11 protein-coding genes are annotated in these 14,740 nt (G+C 55.5%); all 11 read right to left on the bottom strand.

Annotated elements, in window-relative coordinates; all coding sequences use genetic code 11:
• Nucleotides 1-11: 11 nt before the first annotated feature.
• A complete protein-coding gene (locus tag IBX51_RS02670) occupies nucleotides 12-404 on the bottom strand; it encodes a RidA family protein (protein WP_291828451.1) in 393 nt (130 codons plus the stop codon).
• A 13-nt stretch (nucleotides 405-417) separates the two neighbouring features.
• Nucleotides 418-2,307 carry a sigma 54-interacting transcriptional regulator gene (locus IBX51_RS02665; protein WP_291828449.1) on the bottom strand — a complete coding sequence of 630 codons (1,890 nt, stop codon included), beginning with the start codon at nucleotides 2,305-2,307 and terminating at the stop codon, nucleotides 418-420.
• 21 nt (nucleotides 2,308-2,328) lie between these two features.
• Nucleotides 2,329-2,964, bottom strand: coding sequence for a 3-isopropylmalate dehydratase small subunit (gene leuD, locus IBX51_RS02660; protein WP_291828447.1), 636 nt, complete (start codon nucleotides 2,962-2,964; stop codon nucleotides 2,329-2,331).
• 1 nt (nucleotide 2,965) lies between these two features.
• Nucleotides 2,966-4,375, bottom strand: a complete 1,410-nt coding sequence (gene leuC, locus IBX51_RS02655) for a 3-isopropylmalate dehydratase large subunit (protein ID WP_291828445.1) — start codon at nucleotides 4,373-4,375, stop codon at nucleotides 2,966-2,968.
• A gap of 10 nt (nucleotides 4,376-4,385) precedes the next feature.
• Nucleotides 4,386-4,715, bottom strand: coding sequence for an isopropylmalate isomerase (locus IBX51_RS02650; RefSeq protein ID WP_291828443.1), 330 nt, complete (start codon nucleotides 4,713-4,715; stop codon nucleotides 4,386-4,388).
• 97 nt (nucleotides 4,716-4,812) lie between these two features.
• Complete coding sequence (locus IBX51_RS02645) at nucleotides 4,813-5,403, bottom strand: isochorismatase family protein (RefSeq protein WP_291828442.1); 591 nt, start codon at nucleotides 5,401-5,403, stop codon at nucleotides 4,813-4,815.
• Nucleotides 5,403-7,274, bottom strand: coding sequence for a hydantoinase B/oxoprolinase family protein (locus IBX51_RS02640; protein ID WP_291828441.1), 1,872 nt, complete (start codon nucleotides 7,272-7,274; stop codon nucleotides 5,403-5,405). Before IBX51_RS02640 ends, IBX51_RS02645 begins: the two co-directional genes overlap by 1 nt.
• 4 nt (nucleotides 7,275-7,278) lie before the next feature.
• Nucleotides 7,279-9,351, bottom strand: coding sequence for a hydantoinase/oxoprolinase family protein (locus IBX51_RS02635; protein ID WP_291828439.1), 2,073 nt, complete (start codon nucleotides 9,349-9,351; stop codon nucleotides 7,279-7,281).
• Nucleotides 9,352-9,388: 37 nt separating this feature from the next.
• Nucleotides 9,389-10,654: a DUF1329 domain-containing protein gene (locus tag IBX51_RS02630; RefSeq protein WP_291828437.1), complete on the bottom strand. Its 1,266-nt coding sequence runs from the start codon at nucleotides 10,652-10,654 to the stop codon at nucleotides 9,389-9,391.
• A 19-nt stretch (nucleotides 10,655-10,673) separates the two neighbouring features.
• Complete coding sequence (locus IBX51_RS02625) at nucleotides 10,674-12,335, bottom strand: DUF1302 family protein (protein WP_291828435.1); 1,662 nt, start codon at nucleotides 12,333-12,335, stop codon at nucleotides 10,674-10,676.
• 14 nt (nucleotides 12,336-12,349) lie between these two features.
• Nucleotides 12,350-14,740, bottom strand: a complete 2,391-nt coding sequence (locus IBX51_RS02620; RefSeq protein ID WP_291828433.1) for an efflux RND transporter permease subunit — start codon at nucleotides 14,738-14,740, stop codon at nucleotides 12,350-12,352.

The raw sequence follows: 14,740 nt of genomic DNA, 5'->3' as shown, positions 1-14,740 counted from the left end.
CTGCCACTCGGTTAAGGCCGGGTGGCAATAACGTCAAGCTCAACCATTAATTCAGGCAGCGCCAGTGCGGACACACCGACAGTGGTGTCCGCAGGCCAAGGTTTTTTGAAGTATCGCTCCCGCATCTTCATAACACTGTCAAAGTGGGCCATGTCTGTGAGATACACGGTTATCTTAAAAATTCGATCGACTCCCGATCCTGCCGCATTCAGTGCCCGCTCAATGTTCGCCATAGCCTGATTTATTTGGGCATCAATATCCCCGACGCCTCTGATCTGGCCGTGCTGATCAAGTGCGGCCTGCCCCGAGAGAAAAACCAGATTACCCACACAATGGCCCTGGCCAATGAGAAAATTTTCAAATGGATCAGATTCAAGGAAAATCGGTTCTGTTCCAATAGTCATCGCATTCTCCCAATCAATCGTTGCCTATGGAGCGAGCGTTAGCGTTGATCTGTTTCAACCGTCGCCATAGCGTAGTCTGGCTTATTCCAAGATATTCTGAGGCTTTTAGCCTGTTCCCACCAAATTGCTCAAGAACCTTCAGGATTGCTTCCTGTTCTATACTCTGAAGGTGCCCAACCTCACTATGTTGAGAGCTGCCACAATCTGGAGTCTTGAATAACTCTGGCGCGAGACTTTGCAGCTGTGATGCAAACTGCTCGGTGGATGAATAAAGAGTGGATGACACCAACAACCGCTCCATCAGATTTTCGAGCTGGCGTACATTGCCCGGCCATCGATAGCGCTTGAACCGTGAAACCAGAACATCTGCGAGTGCATCCTCATCAACGTTGATTCCGTACTGCCTGCCATGGGTCTGAATAAAGTAACGGGTTAGCGGTTCAACGTCCTCCAAACGTTCCCGTAATGGTGGCAGATTCACAATAAACACATTGAGCCGATAATAGAGATCTTCCCGAAATCGACCCTCACGAACCTCCTCCAGGAGATCATGATTGCAGGCAGCCACAAACTTGATGTTGAGGGAAATGGAACGATGAGAACCCACTGGCCGCACTTCTCGCTCCTGCAACACCCTGAGCAGCTTTGCCTGCTGCGGCACCGGCAGGGAGTTAATTTCATCCATGAAAAAAGTGCCATTGTTGGCCGTTTCCAGCAAGCCGGATTTTCCGCCACTCCGTGAACTGGTAAAAGCGCCGTCAGCGTAACCAAACAGTTCAGACTCAAACAGCTCGCTGGGTATCGCCGCGCAGTTAATGGCAACAAACGGCCCCTCACTGTTTGCGCTGGACTCGTGAATCAGTCGGGCCGCAAGTTCTTTGCCCGTCCCCGTCTCCCCCCTGAGCAGCACCGCCCCAGGGGTTGCACCGTAGACCTGAAGGAAATGGGCCGCCTCTGCCATTCGCTCCGACCTGAAAATCAGCCCAGATGCCTTGCCACCAGCGCTGGATTTCCTCTCAGGCGCCGGGGTGATGGCGTACAGATGACCAATTCGTTTGCCGTCAATTTCAAACGGCGTTTTTTGAACGCGGCATAGCCGCTCTCCTAATGGAATTCCCTCGGCTATCGTGTCCGACGTTTGCATAAACCGGCCATCCAGGAAGCGATCAATGCGTTTATTACGGGCAAGCCCCTTTACCAGGCTCAGGGCACTTCGGTTGAATCCGATAACCTGTTCAGCCCGGTTGGTGATGATCGTCGGGGTACTTGCGTTATCCATCAGGAACTGTATAAATGCCCGGCGCTCATTTTCGCGTTTGTGTTCACCGGCCACAGCGATGGCCTTTTGAACCATAAGTCGACAAGACTCCCGGGAGTAGACCATGATAAACGGCAGTCCCTCCTGTTCAGCCAGATCACAGATGAAACTGGAGCCGATGACCACACCAACACCGTCTTTTTCAACTCCATGGAAAGTCTCCCTTGCCTCCTCAGCCGTCTGGTAGGTTCGGTGAACAATATCGACACCTTCAACGTAGTCGAGGAATTCAGTCCAGGTACTCTGATGCTCATAGGTCAGCAGGAGGATCTTCTTGCTGATCTGGCGGGCTTTCAGAACGGCGTTAACCAAATCGGATTGCCGAAGCCCCAGCGGTACAACCGGGACGGGCATCGTGTCCTTCAGATAGTGCGCGTTGGCGCCTGCGCTGATGAACACATCCACCGCATCGTGCTCGACCAGGCGCCGGGCAGACATCAAGGCATCGTTGAAAATGCTGTCGATGATGATGATCTCGGCAATGGACTGGAATTCCGGAATCAGGGAATGAACCATTTTGCTAAGCTTGGAGTTGCCTATCAGGCACACCTTAACCCGATCCGCTTCGGCGTTATTGAATTCCAATATTCCCTCCCCGCTTCCGTTCTAATCAAAAACCCAGGGCTCCAGCCCACGGCGTTTTGCCTCGTAGGCCCGAATAGATTCAGAATGGGTAAGCGTGCGACCTATCTCATCAAGACCGCTCAGGAGGTTCTCACGCCGCCCCGGTTCAACCACGAAACGCAACGTCGTCCTCGGAGTGTGAATGTGGCACTGCTCCAGATCCACCGTCAGTTCCAGGCCGCCCATGCCACTGGCCAACTCGAACAACTCGTCAATGGTTGATTCATCGAGTATTACTGGAAGCACGCCATTGTTAAAGCAGTTATTGAAGAAAATATCACCAAAACTGCTGGCCAGAACCACACGAATTCCAAAATCCTTCAGGGCCCAGACAGCATGCTCTCGGGACGAGCCACAGCCAAAGTTGGCTCGAGCTAGCAGGATGGAACCTCGATTGTAGGGCGCCTGATTGAGAATAAACGCCGGGTCCGGACGACGCCCGGAAACGGGTATCTCCACATCTCCCGGGTCCAGATAACGCTCGTCATCAAACAGGAAGTCTCCGAACCCTGTTTTCTCCAGCATTTTGAGATACTGTTTGGGCAGTATTGCATCGGTGTCCACGTTCGACCGGTCGAAAGGAAGAACCAGACCCGTGTGTGTCTTGAATGCCTCCATACTAAATCTCCCTCACATCGGTTAGTTCGCCGGCTAACGCAGCAGCAGCCGCCATCAGGGGGCTCATCAGATGCGTCCGCCCTCCTTTGCCTTGCCGACCTTCAAAATTCCGGTTTGAGGTTGAGGCGCATCGCTCGCCCGAGTTAAGACGATCGTCGTTCATGCCCAGGCACATCGAGCACCCTGCCGATCGCCACTCGAAACCGGCATCCTGAAAAATCACATCCAGCCCCTCGCGCTCTGCCTGCAAGCGGACCTGACCGGAACCGGGAACAATCAACGCCTGTTGTACAGACCGATGTACCTTGTGCCCCTTAACCAGATTGGCAACTGACCTCAGATCCTCCATTCGGGCATTGGTGCAAGAACCGATGAATACCTTGTCGATCGCTACACCTTTTAACGACTGGCCTGGCGAAAGCCCCATGTAGTCCAGAGCGCGCCTGGCCGATTCCCGCTGTTCCGGGGCCAGCTCAGACAAAACAGGCGCCTTGCCGTCGATGCCGGTAACCATCTCCGGCGACGTACCCCAGGTAACCTGTGGTACCAGAGAGTCCACCTGGAAATACTCCTCCCTATGAAACTCGGCGTCTGTGTCCGATACCAGCGTGCGCCAATACCCACGAGCCTGTTCAAGACGCTCTCCCACGGGTGCATGGGGGCGCCCTTCAACAAACTGTTCGGTAACCCGATCGTAAGCTATCAAGCCGGCCCGAGCTCCGGCCTCAATGCTCATGTTGCAGATGGTCATGCGCCCTTCCATAGATAAATTTCGGATAGCATCACCAGAGTATTCAACCGCGTAACCGGTTCCACCGGCAGTGCCGATGCGACCGATCAGAGCCAGGATCAGGTCTTTGGGCGTTACACCAAAACCGGGCAGCCCCTCGAAAACCACCCGCATATTTTTCTGCTTCTGGGTTCTTAGGGTCTGCGTGGCGAGAACATGCTCCACTTCACTGGTACCTATGCCCATCGCCAGAGTCGCGAAGGCTCCGTGAGTGGAGGTATGGGAATCTCCGCAAACTAGCGTCATGCCCGGCAGCGTATAGCCCTGCTCTGGTCCCACGACATGCACGATCCCTTGTCGGGCATCCTCCAGTTCGATAAGCGGTATTCCAAATTCCTCACAATTAAGCGACAGCATTTCAACCTGCTTCCGTGCCACTTTATCGGCGATTCCGGCAATTCCAAGCTCCCGCTTGCGGGTTGGCACGGCATGATCCGGTACCGCTAGATTGGCGGGGATTCTCCAGGGTTTCCTGCCGGCCGCGCGAAGCCCCGAGAATGCCTGGGGCGTAGTTACTTCATGCAACAAATGACGGTCTATATAAAGCAAGGCTGAACCGTCAGACAGCTCATCCACCAGATGCCGCTGCCAGAGCTTGTCGTAAAGCGTAAGTGCAGCCATTTTGTTGTCCTCATTGTTGGCGTTGCACCGAAGCCTGAACAGTTTCCCAGTCAAGCCATTGATAAAGTTCTTCGCCCCTGTCGGCAGCCAGGCGGTAGCCGCACCAGCTGTCGAGTCTGCCTCCCTGCAGTGGTTCTATGATGCAGTGGGGCCGGGCGCAATCGGTCGGTGACAGCCCGGCCTGTCGAAGAAGCATTCGGCTTTGCTCCAGGTTTTCCCGGGCTTGGCTCTGAAGGCGCTCATCCGCCTTGCTCAGACCCGCGACGTTTTGTCTGAAGCCTTGAACATAAAGCTCCCGGTAATTGGCGCAAACCTGCGGTTGCGACGCCAGGGATTGCACGAAAGCCGCAAAGTTTGCTCCCTCGTATCGAGTTGGCGCTGTAACGCAGGCTTCCAGCAACAGCGCCAGACCGACTGTAAAAACTCTGATCGAAAGATTACTTGAGCTTGCGGATGGTTTCCTCGAGCGAGAGAACATCAACATATTTAAGCTCCAGATCTTTGAGGTTGGCCTCATGAGCGTCCAGGTCCCGGTCACCGACCGCTTCACGGGGCACGATCGTGCGGTATTCATGCTGCAAACACCCTAGCGCCGTCGCACGGACGCAACCACTGGTGGTCAGACCGGTTACCACTACACCATCCACGCCAGCCTCGCGAAGCCTTTCATCGAGGTCCGTCTTGAAAAACCCGCTGGGCCAGTGCTTTACGATCACGGGCTCCCCTTCCTCTGGAGCAACCCTTGGGTCAATGTCTTCAAGCCCGGAGCCCGCTTCAAGCACGTTCAGCTCGGGCAATTTCTCCCGGAATATCCGGGCCTGATCCGGTGAGCTGTAGGCAACGGTGGTGAAAAACACCGGCAAGCCCTGCTCGCGAAAAATCGCGAGCAGGTGTTGGTTGGCTTCGATAACGGAGTTGGCTTCCGAGGCCAGAGGGCTCCGGCTCGGATCAGTGAACCCAATACTCATATCAACAACCACCAGTGCATATTTCTCAGCCCGGGTGATGCTTCTCGATTGCAGCGGCATCAGGCACCTCCCTGGTTGGCCCAAACAGGCGTTGCCGGCGCCGGCAACCCGGTCTCAGCCTCACACCGGGCCTTTATTTCCTCGATGGTACCGCCACGAGCAAACAGGGCATCGCCATCGCGGCTGCCAGCCATCTCGGTACGTAGCGCACTGGTGGCCGCCTCGTCAATTGCACCTTTTGCGTCCAGTACCACACCGTAGCGGCGAGCACCCTCAACGCTAACCAGGCCTTTAACCACATCGGTTGCCACCGCAGATGGATCGCGCTCCAGGGGATTTCCCCAACCACCACCACCCCAAGTGTCGAAGATGACCAGGTCGCCCTTTTCCACTTTGATATTATCGCACTTGGAGGGTAGCACCCGGTGTTCGCCACTGGACTTTATCAGTTCCTTCCGGCTGCGCATGCCAGGGTCACCGCCGTTTACACCCCAGGGGTAGGTCAGCCAGCGATCGTCATGGATAGAAATCTCGCCGTCGGCCAACAATCGATAGCCCATGCGGATACCGTTACCGCCGCGGTGGTTGCCAGCGCCGCCGGAATCAATGATGGTTTCGTAAGTTTCGATGCGAAGCGGGAAGTAGGCCTCCACGAATTCATTCGGTACGTTGGTGAAGCCTGGCCAGAGACTGTGACCGTCCGGACCGTCGCCAATCGGCCGACCGGGAATGCCACCAAAACCAATCTGGAACAACTGGAACCATTCACCCTTATGGTCGTAGCCGGAGTACATAAAGTGCGGTGAATCCGAGAAGCCCGCGGCGCTCATGGCGTCCGGTGTGCCCTGGCCGAGCAGGCCACCCATCACGTCAAATATCCTGCCCAGAAGATGGGTCCGACAGGACAGTGCAGCCGGAAAGTTCGGTTTGAGGATGCTGCCCTGGGGTATGTGCACTTCTACCAGATCATAGAAGCCGTCGTTGAAAAGGATCGACGGATCAAACAGGTTGATGGTGAAAGCCCCGAAGAACATCTTGAACATCTCCTCGTTGAGGTAGAAGTTCACCGATGACGGCGCCTGGGGGTCGGTGCCCTCGAAGTCAAAGATCGCTTTGTCACCTTCCCGCCACATGGTGCAACGGATTGTATAAGGACCAAGACCCGCGCCATCATCGCAGATGTAGTCTTCGAAAGAGCGTTTGTCCTCTGGCACCACGTTGCGGATAATTTCCCGCATCGCGATGTAATTACGCTCAAGCATCATACCCAGGGAGCTGCTGAAGATATCGTCACCAAAGCGCTCGGCCAACTCAACACATCTGCGCCCAGCAGTTCTGCACGAGGCTACGATCGCGTTGAAATCCGAACGGTTCCACCGTGGCATTCTGACGTTATGAAGGATCAACTCCAGCACGTCATGGTTCAGTTCGCCCTTCTTGTAAATCTTCAGCGGTGGGATGCGGATACCCTCCTCGAAGATAGTCTGGGCGTCTGTAGGCAAGCTGCCCGGCACCTTGCCGCCAACGTCGGACATGTGGCCAAACATGGCAGCCCAGTTGATCAGGCGCCCATCCTTGAAGATCGGCACCAGCACCAGCCAGTCCGGCAAGTGGCTCACGGCGCCATTACACATATATGGGTCATTGGTGAGGAAGATATCCCCTTCTTCGATATCGCCATTGTATGACTGGATGAAGCCAGTGATGAAGGAGCCGAACTGCCCGACCACCATCTTGCCTTCATGATTGGCAATCATCGGAAAGGCATCACCCTGCTCCCGGATGCCCGGTGACATGGCCGTCCGGATCAGGACCGCATCCATCTCGTTGCGGGCGTTCGCCATGGCGTTCTCGATGATATCGAGGGTGACAGTATCCACGTCGACCTTTTGCAACGGGGTGCTGTTTGGCTGAATGATATTCGCAGGCATACGATTACTCCTTGCCCTGGCGGCCGACAGGTACAATTAACAGGTTACCCACCTTATCCACTTCAGCCTGATAGCCAGGGAAGACGACAGTGGTGGAATCCATTTCGGTCACGATGGCCGGCCCCGGCACAACGTGGCTCGGGCAAAGCCGTTCGCGGTCGTAAAGCGTGGCGTTATGGTCATCGCCATTGAAGTAAATCAGGCTTTCACCGGTGATCGCCTGCGCCAGATCAGTCGCCTCGGCTGCCCACTCCTTTTCGACAATATTCGGTCGCGGTGCCCGTGCAATAGCGCGCAGGTTCACCAGCTCGTGCTCTTCGTCAAGTGAAAAGCTGAATAGCTGCTCGTGCTCAGCGTCAAAAGCGCTCTTGAGAAGGTCAAGACCCTGCTCCCGAAGTGCAGCGGGCAACACATCCTGAGTCAGCAGCAGTGCCTGTCCCTGATAGCGTACGTCCGCCTGCCAGGTGATTGCCTGCTGATCAGCCGGAATATCCTGCTCCTCGAGGGACGCGGTAACCTGGCGGGTAAGCCCTTCGAGGATGCTAACAACACCCTCTTTCTCAAGCTGGGAGAATCCCTTTATCAGGGACCGGGACGCCTCGTCCTTCACACGAGTAGTTGCGTCACCATAGGCACAGAGCACACCCGGAGATGGCGGCACAATCACCGGCCAGGCATCCATCAGAATGCCCAGGGCATTGGCATGCAAGGGACCTGCGCCTCCAAATCCGCACAAGGCGAATTCTCGCGGATCATATCCCTGCTCTACTGAGATCAGGCGCAGAGCCCCGAACATGTGCTCATTAGCAATACGGACAATTCCCTCCGCCGCTTCTTTCAGCGGCACACCCATGGCATCCGCCACTTTCTGGACCGCAGCCTCGGCCAGATCCTTGCGTATCTCCATGTCGCCGCCAAGCTTCTGGTTGGCAGGAAGGTAGCCCAACACCACGTTAGCGTCGGTCACCGTGGGCTGTTCACCGCCCTTGTTGTAGGCCGCCGGACCCGGCTCGGCGCCGGCGCTGGCCGGGCCCACACGGAGCGCCTTGGTCAGTTCCGGCACGAATGCGATAGAGCCACCGCCCGCGCCCACGGTGCGGACATCAACCGAGGGTGCGCGAACGGCCACATCGCCAACGCGCGTTTCCCGGCGCAGTCGCGCGTGATTGTCTTCGATGAGAGCTACATCCGTGGAGGTACCGCCAACATCAAAGGTCAGTACCTTGTCAAAGCCGCCTCGAGAACAGAACCAGATGGCACCGGCCACACCTCCGGCGGGGCCGGAAAGCAGCAGGTTGACCGGCGTATAAGAGGCCGAATCACAGGTCGCGAGACCACCATCGGAGCGCAGGATTGAGAGCTGCACGTCGTCCGCCAGGCGAGATTTGATTTCCGCCTCCAGATGGTCCAGATAGCTGGACACTTCGGGGCGAACAAAGCTGTTCACCACCGTTGTCTCCGTGCGCTCATACTCCTGCATTTCCGGAACGACCCGGGAAGACAGTGACACAGGAATATCGGGCATCACCTCCGCCGCAATTTCGGCAATCCGCTCTTCATGGATGCCGCTGGCGTATGCATTAATCAGCGACACCGTCAGAGCCTCGATGCCGGCGGCCCGAAGCTGCTCAAGCTTTGCCCGGATATCGGCCTCGTCCAACGGTGTAACAACCTCACCACTGGCGCTTAAACGCTCGATCGCCTCCACGGTGTGCTCCAGAGGGGCCAATAGCGGCTGCTTCTTGAATATCACCCAGCCGCCCAGGCCGCCCGGCACAAACGAGCGAGCAATGTGTAGAACCTGCTTATAGCCCTGAGTGGTCACCAGACCGACTTTCGCACCTTTCTGGGTGAGGATCGCGTTGGTGGCAACCGTGGTGCCGTGCATCACAGAGCGGATCTGCTTCGGGTCGATGCCCGAGGTGCGGCAGATCTTCTCGATCCCGTTCAGAACCCCAACGGACGAATCCGATGGGGTTGAGGGGACCTTGGCGGTATAAGTTGCGCCAGTATCATCGTTGATTAGAAGCAAGTCCGTGAAGGTCCCGCCCACATCAACCCCTAGTCGAAAGCTCATACGTATCTCCTGACTTCTCTAAAGGATAGGGCTGGCTTCAGCGAACCGCTGCCTGCTCAAGCTCACGCAAACTGATGGAGTTTCCATTAAAACCATCGGTGTTCAATTTGGCGCTGGGCGCCAGAACAAAGATGGTCGCGTGACGGCGCTGATAATCGATGGTGAAGCCTGCATTGGAGACAATACCCCGGTCGCCATCCTCGGTCTCGATGGTGCGCAGGTTGTAGTTCATCCACTTCCAGAACTCGCCTTTACGATCGTAAACGTCTGCCATGTAAAACCGCGGGAACTGGGTATCCATATACATGACTTTTTTGCTGTACGGATGCTCAGGGGGAGCGACAGCCTCAATTACCCATACTTCGCGGGGCTCCCACTCGTCTTTGGGGTTCCAATACGGTGCCTGGTCAAGATCCACTATCGGGTACTGCGCATTCCCTCTCTCACTTTTATCCCAAGCGGTTGACTGGCTATTGGCAACGACCAAAACCTTTCTTTTCTCCAGAAGCCGGTACTCTGGATACCAGGTAGGATGCGCGTTGAAAATCTCGATATCGTCATTCAGCTGGTCGGTGCCACCAATAGGATCCATCCAGGTGCCACCAGACAAGCGGCGGGTACGACGAACAGATTTGATGTAAGCCCAGCTGTCATCCAGCTTTGGGCTGTCATAGCGGATGGTGAACAAGCCCAATCCACGGATATCTGCCGGATACGTTGCATACAGCAATTGCTTCCACAGAATGTCACCGTCGCCCTCTACGGTACTGGCCTCGCCCAGGCGGCCCTTCATGTAATAACGGCGAAGTACCCACTCCTGGGTCCGCTCTAGCCCCCGACGGTCGTCCACAAACAGATAGGCAAACTCTGGGTAATCCTGGAAATTCTTCGTTGGCTGAGCAACGTGGTGATTCCAGATCAGCTTCTCTGCCGCATGCTCGGTGGTCTCATCGACGTTCGGAAACGGCATGCCAGCTTGCCAGCCTTCCATCATCCGCGTATCCGGGTTAAAACTGACGCTACCGGAGTACTGCTCGGTCGCCGACAGGTAGTCGGCACCCAGTTTGATGGGCTCCGGATCTTTCAAGGTAATCACCAAGCCCTCGTCCCGGATCAATTGCTTTTGCCGATCGGTCAGCAGAGCGTCCAGGCTGTCCCCATGAAACGTATCTGACAGACGTTGTTCCAGGTTACTGGCGTTAATGGTATCACCGGCAGTGAGCTCGGCAGCGGACAACACGCCCGTGCTGGCTACAAAACCGACTGCCAAAGCAAGACATTTTGCGGAAGTCATTGTTTTCATTGTCGCTCTCCTCATCATCTCAGAACTGATACGTCAACCGGGCGACTAACTGGTCGTTACCGGAGAAGTAGCCAAAGAGGTTTGTGTCGTTAAAGCCTTGAAGTGGACGGTCCTGATCCTTCTCGTGGAAGAAAATGTCAGCTTCGAGGCGGATGCGAATATGGTCGCCATAAGCCATTTCAACCGCAGGGATAATGAAGCCGCCGCCGTACGTCAGATCAGAGCCAATCGCCAGGGATGGGTTGATCTGGTCGTTTGCATAGTTGGTAGCCAGAACAGCCGTTATAATGCTGCTGAATTCTTTTGTTTCACCACCAAAACCCGCGAGGTTGACTAACTGTTCTTCCTTTTTGAAATCGGTTATCCAATTATTGAATAACTGAACCGTGAAGAACGATGGACGGCTGGTGCCCAGAACACCCTGAAGGTCAAGCTGCTTGTCGATGCGGAACATTGAGCGGAACAGATTCTTCTCTTCAATGCCACAAAAACCGGGGAAGAAGCCGCAGCCCGCCCCACCATTGGCATTGCTAGCAATACCCACGTTGTATGGTGCGTTGGGAATAAATGCGAGCTCTGTGCTGAAGACCAGATCAGGTCCCGCGAAGTAGTTATTGGCAGTCACGCCAAAGACATCAATGAAGGGGAAAATAAACTCGCCGGCCTCGGTCGCCCCACCCTGATAGACACCTTTGTAAGGTCCGGTTTGCAGCTGCGGCTGCCCAGGATTGATTGCCGGATTCGGATTCGCCACCGGGTTGGGATTCGGGCCATGGAACCAACCAACAGAATAGCCCCAGTCACCTGCCAGACCACTCCAGCGGAGACCAAACGAGTCATCGTCCATGTCCGCGTCCGGATGATCGTAGTTGTACCTTACGTTCGCCCCGAAAGGCGCAGAGGCAAACGTTATGCCCTTGTTCGGATTATTCGCCCAGCGACCACCCTCAACGTCGTAATTGTTTCCCCGGTCTTTGCCGTCATTGAGCTGCCCGGGAATGTAGAGCAACTGAAGGCTGCCATTTAGGTCAAAAAACTGCTGCGTAAGGTTGACCATGTTCAGTGGTTTGCGGAGCTCTTCGTTTTCCGGCTCCAGGAATGAACGCCAGCGGAAATCGTATCCATGGACAACATCCAGCAACTGGAAGAAGTCAGTCTCGCCCCATACCACTTGCTGACGCCCGATTTTCAGGTTTGTTGATTGGGTCAGATCACCCTGTATCCAAAATTCCCGCAACTCTTCATCGTTATAAACGTCGTCGCGCAGGTTAACAGCGGAGCCGCTAGCCCCGCCTGTGGCTGCCCACTCATCCATAACATCTTGCAGGTCTCTGCCGTAATCCGTTGGCGATTCGCGGGAAATGCGCCCAGTTAATTTGGTACGCCAGCTACCAAAATCCCGGTAGAGGTCGAGCTTTGCAACCGTGCGAGCCATTGAAAGATCGTAACGATAGTCATCGCGCTGCTGTCCGTCCGGACCTATCAATGTAGGATTTTCCAGATTCCAGGAGAGGTACTGGCGAAGGTAACCGCTCACTTCCCAGTCTTTTGTCAGCCAATTATCTTCACTGGCAAACACGCCCTGCGAAGCACTCGCAGACGCCGCCAAGACACCAGCCGCCAAAAGCCCTCGTTGCCAGGGACGGCCAACCATTGCCACAGTCTTGTTTTCTTTTTTCATGTTGGTATCCATCATCAGTGGGTGGATTGCGCCAGCCGTTCCGTCCGGTGATCGGATTCGGCCGTCTGGGGGCGGTCACCAAAGATGAACTTCGGCTTCAGCACCCGAACCAGGGATGGCATCACGAACAGCGAAGTAAACGCCGAAACGAGCAGCCACAGCCCAATTAAGGTTCCCATCTCTGCCTGAAACCGCAGCGAAGACAGGGACCAGAGTAAAACGCCAGCCGCAAGGGTCACAGACGTAAGGAGCACGCCGCGGCCGGCAGAAAACAGGGATTGACGAATCGCGTCCATAGGGTCCGCCTCAGGATCTTTTTCCAGGTATTCCTTTACTGAATCGACGATATAAAAGGCATAGTCCACGCCGAGACCGATACCGAGCGCCACCACTGGCAGCGTGCTGATACTCATACCTATGCCCTGCCACGCCATGAAGGCGAAGGTGACAACATTGGAGATCAGTACCGGCACGATGAAGAAGATGCCACTGGCCGATGATCTATAGACACCAAGACAGCACAGGATGACCACCAGGAGTGCGAGGGCGATGGCCTCAATCTGGTCAGACAAGAGAATCTCGTTTACTGCCGCAATAATCCCCAGCGAACCGCCTGCGAGCCGGACACTCACGCCCTCAAGAGGGTTTTCATCGATGTACCGGCCAATCTGGTAGGTAGCCTGTCGCAAGGTTTCACCTTGGCGATCACGGAAAAACAGGATGACCGAACCATTCTGGAACAGCGGGTCCGCGAACTGAGCCAGATCATCAGGAGCAGCACCCTGCATGTAAAAGCTGATCAGCTCACCGTTCTCAATTTGTGTGGCACCCAGTTCGCCATATCTGGGGTTGCCCTCGTACAAGTTACGACGCACATCCACCACGATGTCTGCCAGCGAAACACTGCCCCCGACTTGCGGCAAACGCTCCATGCGACGCTGGAAACCCTGCATCCAGGCCAGAACATCCGGCCGCTTGAGCGCATCTTGCTCTTCGCCCTCAAGAACGATGAACATCTGCTCTGTTCCGGGGTAGTTAGCATTTATCAGCGCGCTGTCACGGTTGAAATCCGAGTCTTCCCACAGTATCGGTGAGCCGGTTGTTGCGTCGCCAATGGTCAGATCCGTCGCTTTGAACACAAGACCGCTTACCAGCACCAATGTGACTGGCAGCACAACGAACCGGGCGCGAGTCTCCACCACTTTGACGGCAAGGGACAGGACCGCTGTGAGCAGAAATCGCAAGTTAAGCGGGTGCGCATTTCGCAGCGGCGCCTTTACCCAGCTCAGCATGACCGGGGTAAGGATCATCGCCGAGAAACCTATCGTCATCACCCAGATAGCACCAATGATTGACACCTTTTGGAGCAACGGAATCGGGGTCAGAACCACGCAAAGAATGGCACCGGCGTCCGACACCAACCCCAAAAGACCAGGCCGAAACAGCTCTTTCATGGTTTGCTCTGCGGCCTTTCGGGGTTGCACGCCCTCGCCATCACAGAGGTCATCAAATCGGGTGATCAACTGCACGGCATGACTGAAGCACCGAGCGGTGATGATGAACGCCACCACGATGACCAGAGGATCGAAATTGAACCCGAGCAACACACCAATACCCAACGCCCAGATTGTGGACACGACACCACTGAGCAACGGGAGCAACGTGCCCCGCCAGGTCCTGTTCAACAGGAACAGCGCAAACAGCATCGCCCCCAACGAGAGCAGAGCAATCATCACGGTCTCGTCGAGATAGAAGTCTACCCAGCCATATAGAACCGGCTCACCCACCACGTGATGAGTCACCATGTCCGCTATGGGTGAGGCATCAAGAATCGCTTGAACCTGAGGAAATATGCGGCTGTAATCGACCAGATGATCGTAGAAGTCCATCTGGATCAACGTCGAGGAGAGGTCAGGCTCGACGTAAATGCCATACACCAGCGGGTTGTTGATAATCGCTTCACGCAGGGACTCAATACCCGCCTGGGTTTGAGGTACATCCGGCCACATCAGCGGCACGCTTTCGATGCCCATTGATGACGCGCTCACCGACTTGAGTTTGCGGGACGCAAGAGAAACCACCTGAAAGGGATTTACTCCGCGAACCTTGGCGAGTTCCCTGGTAATACGGTGAACCTCTTCCAGAATCGGCCCGGTCAAAATATCACCCTCACGGGCCTGGACCAGAATCGAAACCTTGTTGGTACCGCCAAATGTGTCTTTGTAGCTCTCGTGGACATCCACGTATTCGTGGTTGCTCGGCACCATGTCGCTAAACACAGTCCGGACATCAATTTTCAGCAAGGTCAGCGCCATGAGCAACGTGCTGACAAAAATCAGGATAGACACCCACACCCGGTGACGTATGCAGAACTCGGACAAAGATCGGGCAAATGTACTGATCAT

This window comes from Marinobacter sp., assembly GCF_014859525.1.
Taxonomy (GTDB): Bacteria; Pseudomonadota; Gammaproteobacteria; order Pseudomonadales; family Oleiphilaceae; genus Marinobacter.
Note: the sequence above shows the minus strand (reverse complement) of the source record. Positions and strands in the feature narration are given on the sequence as shown.